The sequence below is a fragment of the Micromonospora sp. NPDC023737 genome (assembly GCF_040639715.1).
In the GTDB taxonomy this organism is placed as follows: domain Bacteria; phylum Actinomycetota; class Actinomycetes; order Mycobacteriales; family Micromonosporaceae; genus Micromonospora.
This window is the reverse complement of sequence record NZ_JBFAAL010000002.1, coordinates 637337-651799: the sequence shown is the minus strand read 5'-3', so window position 1 is coordinate 651799 and position 14463 is coordinate 637337. Positions and strand designations below refer to the sequence as shown.

At 71.6% G+C, this 14463-nt stretch carries 18 protein-coding genes; 6 read left to right on the top strand and 12 right to left on the bottom strand.

The features are described from left to right. Window positions 1–112: 112 nt before the first annotated feature. The 7 genes from AB0F98_RS08370 to AB0F98_RS08340 form a co-directional block, all read right to left on the bottom strand. Window positions 113–2173 carry a glycogen debranching N-terminal domain-containing protein gene (locus AB0F98_RS08370; protein ID WP_357730632.1) on the bottom strand — a complete coding sequence of 687 codons (2061 nt, stop codon included), beginning with the start codon at window positions 2171–2173 and terminating at the stop codon, window positions 113–115. Continuing rightward, window positions 2173–2541, bottom strand: coding sequence for an SCP2 sterol-binding domain-containing protein (locus AB0F98_RS08365; RefSeq protein WP_357730629.1), 369 nt, complete (start codon window positions 2539–2541; stop codon window positions 2173–2175). Before AB0F98_RS08365 ends, AB0F98_RS08370 begins: the two co-directional genes overlap by 1 nt. Before the next feature lie 358 nt (window positions 2542–2899). Continuing rightward, on the bottom strand, window positions 2900–3316 hold the full coding sequence (locus AB0F98_RS08360; protein WP_076472464.1) for a CBS domain-containing protein: 417 nt from the start codon (window positions 3314–3316) through the stop codon (window positions 2900–2902). 215 nt (window positions 3317–3531) lie between these two features. Further along, complete coding sequence (locus AB0F98_RS08355) at window positions 3532–4005, bottom strand: PPOX class F420-dependent oxidoreductase (protein ID WP_357730623.1); 474 nt, start codon at window positions 4003–4005, stop codon at window positions 3532–3534. 171 nt (window positions 4006–4176) lie between these two features. Continuing rightward, on the bottom strand, window positions 4177–5202 hold the full coding sequence (locus tag AB0F98_RS08350; RefSeq protein WP_357730619.1) for an aspartate-semialdehyde dehydrogenase: 1026 nt from the start codon (window positions 5200–5202) through the stop codon (window positions 4177–4179). Between the two features lie 190 nt (window positions 5203–5392). Beyond that, entirely contained in the window at window positions 5393–6730 is a 1338-nt protein-coding gene (locus tag AB0F98_RS08345) for a pitrilysin family protein (RefSeq protein ID WP_357730616.1), read from the bottom strand. Then, entirely contained in the window at window positions 6727–8019 is a 1293-nt protein-coding gene (locus AB0F98_RS08340) for a pitrilysin family protein (RefSeq protein WP_357730613.1), read from the bottom strand. The genes AB0F98_RS08345 and AB0F98_RS08340 overlap by 4 nt, the downstream gene beginning before the upstream one ends. A gap of 125 nt (window positions 8020–8144) precedes the next feature. Between AB0F98_RS08340 and AB0F98_RS08335 the strand changes: the two genes are divergently transcribed. After that, on the top strand, window positions 8145–8897 hold the full coding sequence (locus AB0F98_RS08335) for a phosphodiesterase (RefSeq protein ID WP_357730610.1): 753 nt from the start codon (window positions 8145–8147) through the stop codon (window positions 8895–8897). Here AB0F98_RS08335 and AB0F98_RS08330 read toward each other — a convergent pair. Then, window positions 8864–9076 (bottom strand): hypothetical protein, encoded by a 213-nt coding sequence (locus AB0F98_RS08330; RefSeq protein WP_357730607.1) that lies wholly within the window; start codon window positions 9074–9076, stop codon window positions 8864–8866. The two genes, AB0F98_RS08335 and AB0F98_RS08330, sit on opposite strands and share 34 nt — an antisense overlap. A 366-nt stretch (window positions 9077–9442) precedes the next feature. Here AB0F98_RS08330 and AB0F98_RS08325 point away from each other — a divergent pair, with 366 nt between their 5' ends. The 3 genes from AB0F98_RS08325 (at window position 9443) to AB0F98_RS08315 (ending at window position 11320) form a co-directional block, all read left to right on the top strand. Further along, window positions 9443–10528, top strand: coding sequence for a 3-deoxy-7-phosphoheptulonate synthase (locus AB0F98_RS08325; protein ID WP_357730604.1), 1086 nt, complete (start codon window positions 9443–9445; stop codon window positions 10526–10528). A gap of 330 nt (window positions 10529–10858) precedes the next feature. After that, on the top strand, window positions 10859–11083 hold the full coding sequence (locus AB0F98_RS08320; protein WP_357730601.1) for a hypothetical protein: 225 nt from the start codon (window positions 10859–10861) through the stop codon (window positions 11081–11083). Window positions 11084–11110: 27 nt separating this feature from the next. Further along, window positions 11111–11320 carry a hypothetical protein gene (locus tag AB0F98_RS08315; protein ID WP_357730598.1) on the top strand — a complete coding sequence of 70 codons (210 nt, stop codon included), beginning with the start codon at window positions 11111–11113 and terminating at the stop codon, window positions 11318–11320. A gap of 62 nt (window positions 11321–11382) precedes the next feature. On the opposite strand, the gene AB0F98_RS08310 is transcribed toward AB0F98_RS08315, so the two are convergent. From AB0F98_RS08310 to AB0F98_RS08300, 3 genes are all read right to left on the bottom strand, one after another. Continuing rightward, the gene (locus AB0F98_RS08310; protein ID WP_357730595.1) at window positions 11383–11925 is read right to left on the bottom strand and encodes a DUF1360 domain-containing protein; all 543 of its coding nucleotides are present in this window, start codon (window positions 11923–11925) and stop codon (window positions 11383–11385) included. A gap of 84 nt (window positions 11926–12009) precedes the next feature. Next, the gene (locus AB0F98_RS08305) at window positions 12010–12345 is read right to left on the bottom strand and encodes a hypothetical protein (RefSeq protein ID WP_357730592.1); all 336 of its coding nucleotides are present in this window, start codon (window positions 12343–12345) and stop codon (window positions 12010–12012) included. Continuing rightward, window positions 12345–12665 (bottom strand): DUF6158 family protein, encoded by a 321-nt coding sequence (locus tag AB0F98_RS08300; RefSeq protein WP_076472438.1) that lies wholly within the window; start codon window positions 12663–12665, stop codon window positions 12345–12347. Before AB0F98_RS08300 ends, AB0F98_RS08305 begins: the two co-directional genes overlap by 1 nt. Before the next feature lie 130 nt (window positions 12666–12795). Here AB0F98_RS08300 and AB0F98_RS08295 point away from each other — a divergent pair, with 130 nt between their 5' ends. Together AB0F98_RS08295 and AB0F98_RS08290 are read left to right on the top strand one after the other, a co-directional pair. Next, window positions 12796–13224 carry a hypothetical protein gene (locus AB0F98_RS08295; RefSeq protein ID WP_357730588.1) on the top strand — a complete coding sequence of 143 codons (429 nt, stop codon included), beginning with the start codon at window positions 12796–12798 and terminating at the stop codon, window positions 13222–13224. 25 nt (window positions 13225–13249) lie between these two features. Continuing rightward, a complete protein-coding gene (locus AB0F98_RS08290; protein WP_357730585.1) occupies window positions 13250–13576 on the top strand; it encodes a DUF3817 domain-containing protein in 327 nt (108 codons plus the stop codon). Window positions 13577–13594: 18 nt separating this feature from the next. On the opposite strand, the gene AB0F98_RS08285 is transcribed toward AB0F98_RS08290, so the two are convergent. Beyond that, window positions 13595–14077, bottom strand: coding sequence for a DUF6232 family protein (locus tag AB0F98_RS08285; RefSeq protein WP_357730582.1), 483 nt, complete (start codon window positions 14075–14077; stop codon window positions 13595–13597). Window positions 14078–14463 lie beyond the last annotated feature (386 nt).

The window sequence follows — 14463 nt, the reverse complement described above, 5'->3', positions numbered from 1 at the left end:
CATGCCCGGCAGCGGAACGATCCGGCCAACGCCGAGGGCCGGTGAGCTGGCCGGACGCCTCGGGTTCCGGCCAGCCGGCGGCGCTCCGCCGCCCCCGTACCACGGGCGGAGCTCAGTCGAGCAGGTTGTGCGCCTCCAACCGGCCCCGGGCGAAGGCGTCCACCCGGCCCCAGCGGCCCGGGATGTCCAGCACCTCGATCCGGCCCATGCCGACCGGCAGTCGCGGGTCCACCGACAGGTGTCCCTCGTGCGGCTCCAGGCCGAGCATGGTCCGCAGGAGCAGCAACGGCGTACCGGTCGACCATGCCTGAGGGCTGCACGCCGTCGGATACTCCACCGGGAACTTGGTCAGATCCCGCTGGTAGCCACCGAACGCCTCGGGGAGCCGGCCGTCGAAGAACGTCGCCGCGTCCAGGATGCCGCTGGCGATGATGGCCGCCTCCTCCGGGAAGCCGTACCGGCGCAGACCCCAGGCGATGAACGAGTTGTCGAACGGCCAGATCGTGCCGTTGTGGTAGCCGATCGGGTTGTAGCGGATCTCCCCCTCAGCGAGGGTACGCACGCCCCAACCGGAGAAGAGTCGCGGACCGACCAGGTGCTGGGCGATCTTCTCGGCCCGCTCGTGGGAGACGATTCCGCTCCACAGCAGGTGACCGATGTTCGAGCTCAGCACGTCGCACTGGCGTCCGTCGGCGTCGAGCGCGAGGGCGAAGTACTCGCCGTCCTCCACCCAGAAGTCGCGGTTGAACCGCTCCTTCAGCTTCGCCGCCTCCTGCTCGAGCTGGTCGGCGTACGCGTCATCGCCCCAGAACTCCCGGGCCAGGCGGGCGGCCCGCGTCTTCGCGTCGTACGCGTACCCCTGCACCTCGCAGGTCGCCCGGGGAAACGGCGGCAGTTTGCCGTCCGAGTAGGAGATCGAGTCCCAGGAGTCCTTCCAGCACTGGTTCTCCAGGCCGGTGTCGGTGTTGCGCCGCTCGTACCAGATGTAGCCGGTGCCGACCAGGTCCGCGTACTCGTCGATCCACCGTAGGGCGGCCCGTGACTCCTGCTCCAACTCCTTGACCAACGCGACGTCGCCGGTCCACCGCTCGTACTCGTCGAGCAGGATCAGGAACAGCGGGGTGGCGTCCACCGAGCCGTAGTACGGCGAGTGCGGCTGTTCCTCGAAGGCGGCGGTCTCGCCGTACCGCATCTCGTGCAGGATCCGGCCGGGATCCTCGTCTCGGAAGTCGTCGAAGCGGGTGCCCTGAAGTGACGCCAGGATCCGCAGCGTCGTCTTCGACAGAGCCGGTGTGAACGGCAACGTCTGCAGGCAGGTCAGGATGCTGTCCCGCCCGAACATGGTCATGAACCACGGCAGTCCGGCGGCGGGGAGGGTCGCCCCGCCCAGGGACAGCGGCGAGAAGCGCAGCGCGGCCAGGTCGACCAGGCTGCGCTGGTACGTCTGGGCGAGGGCCTCGTGCTGGCTGTTGAGTTTCGGCGCGTCCGCTATCCACTTCTCCAGGTCGTGCTGGAGCGCCAGCCGCTCGACGTTGCGCGTGCCCACGCCCAGCCGCAGGTCCCGCCCGCCCGGTCCGACGGCGGTGGTCTCCACGTCGATGCGGGTGTTCCACTGCTCGTTCGGTTCCAGATGGATGGAGTACGCGAACCCGTCCCGGTCGTACCGGGCCGGGGCGGAGGAGACGATCGCGGTCTCCCGTACGAAGTTGCCGCGGCGGTAGCCAAGCCGCAGGCAGTTGGCCTCGACCTCGCTGTAGATCTCGCCCTTCTTGTTCAAGATCTCGTCCTTGACCTGGAACAGATCGGCGAAGTCGGAGCCGGCGTCGATCCGGATCTCCAGGTCGACGGGCTTCTCGTCATGGTTGAGGATGATGAGCTGCTCGCGGAAACTGCCACCCACGGCCCGTTCCCGGATGATCGACAGCTTGGCGTCGATGTAGTGGGTGGCCATGCCCGGCACCAGGAAGAATCGTGCCTCGTAGTACTGGAGGTCGTCGAACGAGAGGGCGTTGAGGCGCTCACCGTTGACGGTCAGCACCCACTTCGACAGGAACCGGGTGTCGAGCGAGAAGAGCCCGGTGGGCTCGTTCGGCGTCGCCTCGATGTCCCCGGTGTCCTCGGAGACCACGAAGGTGTTGCCGTCCAGGATCCGGATCGTGTTGGTCGAAGCCATCACCGCACCTCCTGCTCGAACCTGCGGCGCGGCCCACGGGCGTCCGGGTTACCCGGGAAGGTCCGCTCGATCTGCACGAACAGGCGTGGGTCGCCGGCCACCGTCATGTCGCCACGCAGTACCGCCGCGATCCCGTGTTCGCGTCCGGCCGCGATGTCCTCGAACAGCCCGGGGCTGGTGCCGATCACCGTGTCGGCCTCCTGGTTCACCCGGCTCACCGAGATCCGGCCGTGGTCGATCCTGAGGAACCAGTGCATGGTGTGCGGCCCCTCCTGCAGGTCCACCCGCATGGTGCCGGCGGTCTTGGCGAGCCTCGGCTCGTACTCTCGCCGATCGATCTCCTCGAAGAATCTCGCGGTGGCGTCCAAGGGTCCCCTCCTCCCACGGTCCGTCACGCCCGGCGGCCGCCCGGTCGGGGTTGTCGCCTGTCCTCCGGATGGCCGTTCGGCGTCCGAGCACGGGTGCCCGTCCGGCGAGCCGTCAACCTCGCCCGGATCGGGTGAGCCCGCAGCCGGCCACGTGCCTCCCGCGGGGCGGAGGCGATCACCGCGGCCGGCCAGGTGCTTCCGGTGGGGCGGAGGCGGTCCCGCAACTGCGGCGGGCGAAACCGTCGACGTACGCACACCGCCGGGCCGGGGCCGGCTGCCGCGTACCCTCCGCGTCAGACGGATGCGACGCGCCGGCCCCCCGATTCCTCGGGGAGCCGGCGCACGCCCGCGGCGGACGTCAGTTGTTCGGATCGTCGGCGCTGATGTCGGCGAGCACGGACTGGGGCTCACGCTCCACAGCAAGGTCGCCCATCGAGACGAGGCCGACGAGGCGCCCGTCCTGGACGACCGGCAGTCGTCGCACCGCGTAGGTACGCATCAGGTCCGCGGCGGAGACCGCGTCGTCGTACTGGCTCACGGTGATCACGTCCTTGGTGGTGATCTCGTTGAGCCGGGTGGTGGCGGGGTTCATGTTCTCCGCCACGGCACGGACCGTAATGTCACGATCCGTCACGATGCCGACCACGTTGTCACCATCGGTGACCACCACGTCGCCGATCGCCATGTCACGCATCTCCTGCGCCGCGGCGGTGAGCGTGTCGCTGCCGTCCATCGTCACCAACCGGGTCGTCATGAACTCTCCGACCGTTGTCACGGTGCCCCCTCTCGGTGTCGGCACCGGCGGTCTACCCGCCGCCCCCACCGGGGTAACGCCCGCAGACCGGCCAGCCCGCCGCCCCCACCGGGGTAACGTCCGCAGACCGGGGGCCCGCAGACCGGGCGGGTAACATCCGCAGATCGGGCAGCGCCGGCCCGAAGGCGGCCACACCGAACATCCACGGCCGTTTTCCGGGCCGTAGCGGTGCGGGGTCAGCCGCGCGGCGGGAGGCCGTAGACGCGCTCGACGTGCAGACGCAGCACCAGACGACGGTCGGCGACCATCGCCCGCCGGTAGTCGTCCCAGTCGGGGTGCTCGCCCTGCAACGACCGGTAGACCTCGATCAGCTCCTCGACCGTGGCGTCGTCCGGAGCGGCGGCGATCGGGGTCAGCTCGGCCCGCGCCTCGGCCACCGCGTACGCCCAGCCGTCCTCGCTGCTCACCTGGAAGGTGGCGCGCGGGTCGCGCCGCAGGTTGACGGTCTTCGCGCGATCATCGGTCACCGAGGCCCGGATCAGGCCCGCTTCCCGGTCGAACGAGTAGATGACGGTGGACAGTTGCGGCCGTCCGTCCCGCTTGATGGTCGCCAGCACGCCCATCCGGCGCGCGGCGATCAGGTCGATCAGCGCCTGCTGCGTACGCTCGTCCGGCACGGTTCCTCCACCTCGCCCTGGTCGGGTTTTCATCCAAGCATGGTCCGGGGGCGGCCGCAGGCCGTGGTCGACCCGGCTTCCTGTGATGTCGGACCGTCCGGGTGGGCGGGTTACCGCGAGTTCGATGAAGTCGTACGGGCCACTCGACAGCACTGGCCGCCCGGCCCGAGCCAGGGGGCCGGGGCCGGGCGGTCAGTGGGTGTGTCAGCGGCGCTCGGCGAGCAGCAGCTCGGCGACCTGCACGGCGTTGAGCGCGGCGCCCTTGCGGAGGTTGTCGTTCGAGCAGAACAGTGCCAGCCCGTTCTCAACGGTCTCGTCGGCCCGGATCCGCCCGACGTAGACCGGGTCCCTGCCGGCCGCCCGCAGCGGGGTGGGCACGTCGGTCAGTGCCACACCGGGGGCGTCGGCGAGCAGTTCCCGGGCCCGCTGCGGAGTGATCGGGCGGGCGAACCGGGCGTTCATCTGGAGCGAGTGGCCGGTGAAGACCGGCACCCGCACGCAGGTGCCGGAGACCTTCAGGTCCGGAATCTCCAGAATCTTGCGGCTCTCGTTGCGCAGCTTCTGCTCCTCCTCGGTCTCGAAGGAGCCGTCGTCGACGATCGCGCCGGCGAGCGGGAGCACGTTGTAGGCGATGGGCTCGGCGAACGAACGCGGCGCGGGGAATTCGACGGCCGCCCCGTCGAACGCGAGGCCGGCGGCGTGCTCGGCGACCTTGCGGACCTGCTCGTCCAGCTCGGCGACGCCGGCCAGGCCGGCACCGGAGACCGCCTGGTACGTCGACACGACCAGGCTGACCAGCCCCGCCTCGGCGTGCAGCGGACGCAGCGCCGGCACGGCCGCCATCGTGGTGCAGTTCGGGTTGGCGATGATGCCCTTCGGGCGTACGGCGGCGGCGTGCGGGTTCACCTCGGCGACGACCAGCGGCACGTCCGGATCCATGCGGAACGCCGACGAATTGTCGATCACCACGGCGCCGGCCTCGGCGACCCGGGGAGCGAGCTCGATCGACGTGTACTTGCCGGCCGAGAAGAGCACGATGTCCAGCCCGGAGTAGTCGGCAGTGGCCGCGTCCTCGACGGTGATCTCCGTGTCCCGCCAGGGCAGGGTGCGGCCGGCGGACCGCGCCGAGGCGAACAACCGCAACTGCTCCGCCGGGAACTCCCGTTCCGCCAGCACCTGCCGCATCACGCCACCGACCTGGCCGGTGGCCCCCACAATGCCGATCCTCATGCCCGCGAGGCTACCGAGGACGCCGCCCGGAACGGGAACCCTTCCCACTCCCCGCGCCCGATGTCACACCCCGTCACCCCACCCCCACCCCCGCACCCCGGGAGGGGCCACGTTCACGGAAAGAGTGGCCTCCCGACGGGAAATGGCCACTCTTTCCGGGAGAGTGTGCTCGAAGGACGGGTTGGGTGGATCAGGAGGTGATTTCGCCCAGGTCGGTGGCGGCCAGGTCGTCGCGGATCATCGCGGCGTCACCCTCCACCACGAGGGTGAGCGAGTCGGGATGCAGGTGGGTGGCGGCCGCCGCGCTCACCTGGTCGACGTCGGCGGCGAGCAGCGCCGCACGCAGCCGGGCGTGGTAGTCGTCCGGCAGGTCGTGCACCACCAGCGTGGTCAGCGCCGAGGCGATCGCCCGTGGGGACTGCAGCTCCACCGACAGCTGCCCGGCCCGCCAGGAGCGGGCCACCGCCAACTCCTCCTCGGTCACCCCACCGCTGCGCGTACGGGAGATCTCGCCGACCGCCTCGACCAGCGCCGGCGCGGTCACCGCGGTCTGCACGCCGGAGCTGACCCCGAACCGCCCGAACCGCCGTGACGAGGCGAAGTCGCCCCGGATCCCGTACGTGTAGCCACGCACCTCCCGGATCAGGTGGTTCAGCCGTGACGTGAAGGCGCCACCGAGGATGGTGCCGGCCAGCGCCATCGGCACGTGGTCGGGGTGGGCGCGGTGCGGGGCCGGATGTCCCAGCCGCAGCGTGGACTGTACCGAGCCGGGCCGGTCCACCAGGATGATCCGCCGCCCCTCCCGCAACGGCGCCTCGACCGGACCGCCTCGCTCGACCGGACCGCCGCCGGCCCCGGCGAACGCGGCCGCGGCGAGCGTGTCCAGGTCGATCCGGTCCAGGTCACCGGCGACGATCAGGGTGCCGGGCCGGATGAACCACTCCGAGTGGAAGACCCGGATGTCCTCGACGTCCAGTCCGGCGACCGAGTCCGGGTCGCCGTACATCGGGCGGCCCCAGCGGTTCTGCGCACCGAACAGGTCGGCGCGCAGCGCCGCGTCCGCCCTCGGCCCCGGGTTGGCCCAGTCCATCCGCAGCGCCGTCGCCTCGTCGTCGCGTACCCGCGCCACGTCCGCCGGGTCGAGCCGGGGCGTACGCACGGCCTCGGCGAGCAGCTCCACGGCGGCGGTCAGCCGGTCCACCGGCACCTGCACGCTGACCTGGAACGAGTCCCAGTCCAGCCCGGTCACCAGCTCGGTGCCGAGCCCTTCGACGGCGAGCGCGTACGCGGCCGCGTCCCGCCGGGCGGTGCCCTCCTCCAGCGCCTTGGCGAGCACCCCGCCGAGCCCTTCCCTGCCGAGCGGCTCCCGCTCGGCGCCGGCGTCGAGCAGCAGCAGCGCGACGGCGAGGTTCTGCCCGGGCAGGTGCGCGGCGACGACCTGACCGCCGGCCACGGCACGGCGGACGACCGGCGGGAACCGGTACGGGCGGGCGGCTCCCGGCCCGGGGCGCGTGGCGATCAGCGTCATGGCTTCTCCTCGGCGAGGTAGGTCAGGGTCACCCGGTCGTCCGCGGCGAGCACCTCCGCGGCGACCTCGGCGATCTGCTCGGCGGTCACCGCCAGCCACGCCGGGAGGCGCTCAGCGGCCTTCGCCGGGTCACCGAACTGGGTGGCGTACCGGCCGAGCGTGTCCGCCCGTCCGTCCACGGTGGACATCTGCCGCCACCAGGCGGTGCTGAGCAGCGCCTTGGCCCGATCCAGCTCGGTGGCGGTGACCGGCACGGTGGCCAGCTCGTCCATGACCGCGTGCAGCCCGGCGGCCAGGTGTTCGGCGCTCACCCCGGGACGGGCGGTCGCGGTCGCGATCAGCGGCGCCGGGGCGTGCGCCAGGTCGACCCCGTACGAGCCGACCAGGTCCGGCTGGGCGAGCCGCTCGCCGTCCGCGAGCCGCTGGTAGAGGCGACTGCCCCGGCCGCTGCCGAGCACGGTGGCCAGCACGGTGACCACGTCGTACTCGGCACTGCCGAACGGGTGGGTGCGGTGCGCCACGTACACCCGCGGGGCCGGCACGTCGGTGACCACGGTCTCCGTGGCGGGCCGCCCGGTGGCCGCCACCGTCCGGCCGTCCGGCGCGGCCGGGATGTCCGCCAGCGGCGCGATGACACCGAAGTACTTCTCGGCCAGCTTGAAGACCTCGGCGGCGGTGGCGTCGCCGACCACGGTGAGCACGGCGTTGTTCGGCGCGTAGTACGTCCGATGGAACGCCTGGAACGTGGCCAGGTCGGCGGCGTTCAGGTCGGCCATGGAGCCGATCGTCGCGTGATGGTACGGGTGTCCCGGCGGGTAGAGCAGCGGCAGGAGCCGGAGCCAGGCGTCGCCGTACGGCACGTTCTCGTAGCGCTGGCGCCGCTCGTTCTTGACCACCTCACGCTGGTTGTCGAGCGTTTCCTGGGTCAGCGCGGGAACCAGTCCGCCCATCCGGTCCGCCTCCAACCAGAGCGCCAGTTCGAGGTGCTCGGCCGGGACCGTCTCGAAGTAGTTCGTACGGTCCGGGTTGGTGGTGGCGTTGAGCGACCCGCCGGAGCCCTGAATGAGCTTCATGTGTTCGGTCTTCGCGACATTCAGCGAACCCTCGAACATCAGGTGCTCGAAGAGGTGGGCGAAGCCGGTCTGCCCCTGCGGCTCGTGCCGGGAACCGACGTCGTACCAGAGATTCACCGCCACCGCGGGCGCGGTGCGGTCCTCGCTCACCACCACGCGCAGGCCGTTGTCCAGCCGGGTCGTCTCGATTGGCCAGGGGTAACCGCTGTCGGGCATGGGACGACGCTATCCGATCGCCCGGGCGGAAAGGTGACGCGTCGTCGCCGGGCGAGCCGTTGCCGCATCCGCGAACAGCCGCTCGCTGGGCGCATCGACCGGCCGGGCCCGGGTACCGGAGGGGCATGTCCGCGCCCACCGCCCGCCCGTCCGCCTTCGCGACGCGTGCGGGCGACGCCGTCTGTCACGCCGCCGCCGCCCTGACCCGCCTGCGGGGAGCGCGCCTGTTCCACCCCGCCGGCCGGTCGTTCGCGGGCGAGGTGACGATCTGGGGTACGCCCGGCCCTCCGACCGGCGTCAGCTTCCTGGACGAGCCGGGCCGTTACCCGGCGACGATCCGGCTCTCCAAGGGCTCGTCCACCCCGGGGAGCTGGCCGGACCTGCTCGGGCTCGCGGTTCGGGTGCACACCGACGACGCCCGTCCGGTCGACCTGCTGGTCAGTTCCAGCGGCGCGCCGCCGGTGCTGCGGGTGATACCGCTGCCCCGTCGACGGTTCGCCGGGACGTACACCACGATCGTGCCGTTGCGCGCCGGTCCGCGTCGGCTCTGGTTGGCCGCGCTGGCCGACCCGGACTCGCCCGACCTGGGCCGGAGCCTCACCGAGGCGGCCGCCGCGACCCGCACGGACGAGCCGCGCCTGGTGCTCGCGACGGCCTCCGCGGTGGGGCCGTGGCGGCCCTTCGGTCAGGTCAGCATCGGTACCCAGCTCAGCGCCCGACAGGACGCCGCGCTCGCGTTCGACCCGATCGACAACCTGCCGGCCGGGCTGCGTGCGGTCGGCCCGCTCGCGTGGCTGCGGGCCCAGTCCTACCGGGGTTCCCGCCGGGCACGCGGAGTGGAGGTTCAGTCCGGGGGCTCGCTCGGGGTCACCGTCTGATCCGACGTCCGGTGTTCGAGCACCGTGTCGGGTGCCATATTCCGATCCTCGCGGGCGTCGGACTCGGTGAGGATCGCCTCGGCCTGCGCTTCCGGGTCGTCGCTGCCCGCCGCCGTCTCCTCCGGCAGCAGCTGTGCGCGGGATTCGACCCGGTCCAGCTCACTCTGCTCATCGCTCATGCCGCGCCTCCCTTCGGTCGGCACCGGCCTGGGACTCGACCGCACGGTGCCCAACGATTCGCGCGCTACGCTTCCTCATACCGCCCTCATACCCCGGCCTCGGGCACTGCACGCGCACCACAGGCGTGGGACGTCAGCGGCGTCGGGCTGAACGTCGCCCGATGCGTCAGGTACGCTGGCTCCCGTGACGCGGTCGTATCGATGGTTTAGGCAGCCGGCTGGAGGAGCCGGTGACTTCACCATGATTTGACGTCACCTCTCTTCGAGCCGGCTGGGCAGGGCCTCATGGTCCTGCCCTTTCTGTACGAGCAGCCGGCTCGACCCGGGCACCGGCCCCGGGACACGGTCGGCGGAAGGAAGCCCACCGTGACGACCCCGGAGACCGATCAGGTCAGCGATCAGCGGATCGACCGCGTCGTGCCGCTGACCACCCCCGCCCTGCTCCACCACGAGCTGCCACTGGACAAACCGCTCGCCTCGGCCGTGCTGGCCGGTCGGCGTGCGGTCGGCCGGGTGCTCGACCGCGCCGACGACCGCCTGTTGGTGGTGGTCGGTCCCTGCTCGGTGCACGACCCGGCCGCCGCGCTCGAATACGCCGGGCGGCTGCGTGAGGCGGCGGACCGGTTCGCCGACGACCTGCTGATCGTGATGCGCGTCTACTTCGAGAAGCCCCGCTCCACGGTCGGCTGGAAGGGGCTGATCAACGATCCGCGGCTGGACGGCTCCGGTGACGTGAACACCGGCCTGCGGCTGGCCCGCGCGCTCCTGCTGGACGTGCTGCGCCTCGGCCTGCCGGTCGGTTGCGAGTTCCTCGACCCGATCACCCCCCAGTACATCGCCGACACCGTGGCGTGGGGCGCCATCGGCGCCCGCACGGTGGAGAGCCAGGTGCACCGGCAGCTCGCCTCCGGACTCTCCATGCCGATCGGCATGAAGAACCGTCCGGACGGCAGCATCGGAACCGCCGTGGACGCGATCCGGGCGGCCGGCGTACCGCACGTCTTCCCCGGTATCGACTTCTCCGGCACGCCGGCGATCATGCACACCCGGGGCAACGCCGACGGGCACCTGGTGCTGCGCGGTGGCGGCGGCCGGCCCAACTACGACGCGGAGTCGGTCGCCGGTGCGCTCGACCTGCTGCGGGCGGCCGCACTACCCGAGCGGGTCGTGATCGACGCCAGCCACGCCAACAGCGGCAAGAACCACCGCAACCAGCCGCTCGTGGCCGCCGACGTGGCCGGCCAGCTCGCAGCCGGGCAGCGCGGTGTCGTCGGGATCATGCTGGAGTCCTTCCTGCAGGCGGGCCGGCAGGACCTCGACCCGACCCGGGAGCTGGAGTACGGCAAGTCGATCACCGACGCGTGCATCGGCTGGGACACCACCGCCGACGTCCTCGACCAACTCGCCGCTGCCGTCCGGGCGCGCCGCGCATCGCTCCCCACCCTGGCCTGACCGTCCACCGCGGTATCGGGAGCCGCACGGCGGACCGGGCGGCTCCCCGGTACGGCGAGCAGACGGACCTCGGGCGCGTGTGACGCGGGACACAGGACGGCGCGGAAGACTCGCGGGGGTGCCGCGGTTGAGTGGAGTGTCGGTGTGTCCAGTGTCCCCGGGCCTCACCCAATTGCCTTCGCGGAATACCGTCCGGCTGGAGCCGCGTCGAGCCACTCGCCGAGAGGCGACCTGCACACCGACGCCCAGCGGCGCCCCGGCCATCCGGCCGGGGCGCCGCTGTCTTTCCTCCCGGCGTTTGACCGTTTCCGGCGCGGGTAGCCGATCGCCGTGACCGACGACGCACCTGTGACAGAAGAACTCGACACCCGGCGCCTCGACGACCTGCTCGAGGACCTGTACCACGGCCAGGAACGGGTCAGCCGGTCGGACATCTACCGGCGGGCGGTGGCTGCCGAACTTCCCGCCGACTGGCTCACCCGGATCGGCGCGCTGCCCGAGGGGGAGTACTCGGTCGACGAGGCGGCCGACCTGCTCGGTGGCTCGGTCACCTGAGACCCCACCCCCGCTGAGAGGAGCGAGATGTCCCACCACGAGGAGGAGCACGAGAAGATCCCCGCGCTGGCTCAGCCTCCGGCGGGCATGGACAACCTGCCCGACCCGGACTTCGCCAACGAGCACGACCGGACGGCGGTGGACCGCAGGGTGATCACCGACGAGGACAAGGGCGAGCGGGAGCCGGAGGCGTCCCGCGGCTGGGCGGGCGAGAACGGCGGTACGACACCGACCTGACCAGGACGCTCACCGAGAAGGGCCGGCTCTGCACGCGCCGGCCCCTGCTCGTCGGTCGGCGGCTACTCCTCGTGCTGCCCGCCGCCCTCGGCGGCCTGCTGTGCGATGGCGTACCCCATCTGCAGGAAGTCGGAAGCGGCCACCGCGGTCAGCGCCGTGGCCACCAGGCGGGTCAGCCGCGGCGCGAGCACCAGGCCGCCGGTGAGTCCGGTGGCGACCCAGACCGCGAGGCAGAACGGACAGCTGAGCAGTTCCCCGATCGCATGCCGGGTGGCACTGCCGGAGTCGCGGACCTGTTCCATCACCTCGCCGCTGCCGATCGGCCGGTCGTAGCGGGTGAACGGGGCACGCAGCGGGCTGGTGATCGCATCCTTCGACAGCAACCGGCTCAGTTTGTGCGTGGCGACGGCGAGCAGCAACACGTCGGCCGGGGCGGGTCGCTCGGGCACGGGGCGACCGGTCGCCCGGACCAGGCCCGCGATGGCCCCGGTCACCCCCGCGTACGTGCCCATCGCCGCCAGGTAGCCGCCCAGCGGGCGGTGCTCGTGCGGCGCGTACGCCTGGCGCAGCCGCGCCGCCTTCTTCCTCAAGCCGTACGGGGTCACCCGGTCTCCTCGTCGTCGCACCTGCGCTCCGCCGGCCGGGTGGCCGACGGTTCCGGCCTGCCGACCGGCGGGGTGTTGCGCGGGTCAGCCCGCCTGAAGGTTGTCGGCCACCTCGCGGGCCAGGCTGTCCAACGCCTCGACGGCCAGCCGGTCTGCGTCCTGCCCGCCGGACCCGCCGGAGAAGTCGAGCCGGATCCGCGCGCCGCCGGAGTTCTCCGGGTCCACCCGGATCTCCGCCATGGACTCGGTCGGGGACGAGACCTGCCACCGAGCGCGCAGCTCCTCGCCGCGGATCTCCGGGGTCGGAACGCCGTCGGTACGCAGGAAGTCGGGCAACCAGGCGGCGGCCCGGTCCGGGTCGGTAGCGGTGTTGAAGACGACCTCCGGCGGCGCGGACATGCCGCGCTCCGCGTGCGCCATCACTCGTCCCGCAGCCGGCTCGGGTCGACCTCCCGGCTCGGGTACCTGGCCAGGTATTCGGTCTCCAGCTCCGCGGTCCGCCGCAGGTGGTGGGCGAGCGCCGAGTCGGACGCGTGCCGCAACGTGTCGAGCCGGGTGCGATGCAGGCTGTGGATCTCGCGGATCAGATCGTCGTCGGTCAGCTCGCCGGGGTCGACACCCAACTCGCCGTCCAGGTCCGGGCCGAGCGTGGTGGGGTCGGCGAGGTGGTCGCCGCTCCACTCGATGACCCGCTCCTCCGGGCTGGCCGCGCCGCCCGGCAGGTAGCCTTCCTGTCTCATCTCGCCCCCCTGGTCTCGTTTGGGCTGGCGTCTAGACGGTTGCCCACACCGGGTGGCACCAAACGTCCCGGGCCGCGACAACTACGACACCTCGTCGGAGAGGGCGGCCGGTGCCGGTACCCTCGATGCCATGAAGCGGCTCTGGACCCCGGCGTGGATCGCACGCCACGTGGTCACGGTCGTGCTCGTCCTCGCGTTCCTCGCGCTGGGTTGGTGGCAGATCAGCCGGGCCGCCGGAGGCAACACGCTCAGCTGGGCGTACGCCTTCGAGTGGCCGATCTTCGCGGGGTTCGTGGTCTTCGTCTGGTGGCGTGAGGCACGACACACGCTGCGCGGCGACGAGCCGGAACGGCCGGCCGAACCGGTCGCTGCCGGGGACGATCCGGTCGGCGGCGACATGGGTTCCGCTACGCGACCGGTGGTACGCCGGCCGGTCCGGGTGGCCCGGGTCCCGGCGGCGACGGACGGCATGGAGGACGCCGACCTGGCCGCGTACAACCGCTACCTGTCATGGTTGAACGCGAATCCGGGCGCTCGGCCCGGTGACTACCCCGGCTGAGCCGGGTTCGGAAGGACGGACAGAGGTGGGCGGAGCCCTTACCCGGTACCGTGTGATCGCCTGGATCGTGGGCGTGGTGCTGATCGTGCTGGTCGTGATCGGCATGCCGCTGAAGTACGTGTTCGACAGCCCGGTCGTGGTGGAGACCGTCGGCCCGGCGCACGGTTTCCTCTACATGGTCTACCTGGTGGCCGCGTTCGACCTGGCCCGTCGCGCGGACTGGCCGTTGAAGCGGATGCTCGGCGTGATGCTGGCCGGCACCGTGCCCTTCGTCTCCTTCTACGCCGAGCGTCGAGCGACGGCGTGGCTCAAGAAGCCGGCTGAGCGCACTCCGGAGCCCGTCGCCGGCTGACCGGCCGGACGGGGCGGGTCAGCGGCTCGGCCGCCACGGGTCGGCCGAGGCCAGCGGCTCGTTCCACCCGCCGTACCGGTTCATCTCCCGGGCCCGCACCAGGGCCCGGGTGACCTGACCGAACTGCCGCTCGTCGTCGGTGCTGAACAGCAGGATCCGCTCGCCCCGGTACATGCCCCACAGTTCGTACGCCGGCGGCCGCCACCGGTCGCCGGCGAGCCCCAGCAGCGCCGGCACCAGCAGCACGGCGCCGAAGATGAGGTACGCGCTCGCGGTGAGCCGTTGCAGCCCGCCGGTGAAGCCGAGCAGCAGGCCCACCCCGCCGATCATCGCCCCGCTGGTGATCACCGCCCGTACGGCGATCCGATCGTGTGGACCTCGGGTGGTGCGCAGGTGGGTGAGGTGGGCGACGCGGAAGGTGTTTCGGCCGACGGTGAACCGGTCGACCGTGACGACGATTCCGGGGCGTGCGTAGAGCAAGGTGTTCTTGGCCCCGGTCACCCTGGGTGATCCAGGTGCTGTGGTCGCGCCTTCAGGATTCACGGCTACCTCCCGCGGCGGTACGTCGGGGCGGCCCGTCGCGGGGGGTACCAGGCATCAGTGCTGGTCGACGGGAATCCCGGCTACGGGTTCATTGTGTTGCCGTGATGCCAGCGCAGATCGGGATTTGCCGGCCAGGTCACAGCGCCGGCAACGGCCCATGGACGGGAATGGGAATCCATTTCCGTCTTTATCGGTTATGAGGCGTCGCCATCCGGCGGCATACGTCCAGAACGACGAATGTCATTGTCTGGGCAAATGCCGCAACCCCGGCGCACCTAGCGCACGGCCGCCTCGTTAATGATCACGGTCGGTCACCTGTCGCAGGCGGCACTTGCGGCCACTAT

What these genes read in the sequence shown, in the direction of transcription:
- AB0F98_RS08370 (WP_357730632.1), bottom strand. Translation starts at nt 2,173, where the DNA reads ATGGCTTCGACCAACACGATCCGGATCCTGGACGGCAACACCTTCGTG.
- AB0F98_RS08355 (WP_357730623.1), bottom strand. Translation starts at nt 4,005, where the DNA reads ATGAAAACCCGACCAGGGCGAGGTGGAGGAACCGTGCCGGACGAGCGT.
- AB0F98_RS08350 (WP_357730619.1), bottom strand. Translation starts at nt 5,202, where the DNA reads ATGAGGATCGGCATTGTGGGGGCCACCGGCCAGGTCGGTGGCGTGATG.
- AB0F98_RS08345 (WP_357730616.1), bottom strand. Translation starts at nt 6,730, where the DNA reads ATGACGCTGATCGCCACGCGCCCCGGGCCGGGAGCCGCCCGCCCGTAC.
- AB0F98_RS08340 (WP_357730613.1), bottom strand. Translation starts at nt 8,019, where the DNA reads ATGCCCGACAGCGGTTACCCCTGGCCAATCGAGACGACCCGGCTGGAC.
- AB0F98_RS08335 (WP_357730610.1), top strand. Translation starts at nt 8,145, where the DNA reads ATGTCCGCGCCCACCGCCCGCCCGTCCGCCTTCGCGACGCGTGCGGGC.
- AB0F98_RS08330 (WP_357730607.1), bottom strand. Translation starts at nt 9,076, where the DNA reads ATGAGCGATGAGCAGAGTGAGCTGGACCGGGTCGAATCCCGCGCACAG.
- AB0F98_RS08315 (WP_357730598.1), top strand. Translation starts at nt 11,111, where the DNA reads ATGTCCCACCACGAGGAGGAGCACGAGAAGATCCCCGCGCTGGCTCAG.
- AB0F98_RS08305 (WP_357730592.1), bottom strand. Translation starts at nt 12,345, where the DNA reads ATGGCGCACGCGGAGCGCGGCATGTCCGCGCCGCCGGAGGTCGTCTTC.
- AB0F98_RS08300 (WP_076472438.1), bottom strand. Translation starts at nt 12,665, where the DNA reads ATGAGACAGGAAGGCTACCTGCCGGGCGGCGCGGCCAGCCCGGAGGAG.
- AB0F98_RS08295 (WP_357730588.1), top strand. Translation starts at nt 12,796, where the DNA reads ATGAAGCGGCTCTGGACCCCGGCGTGGATCGCACGCCACGTGGTCACG.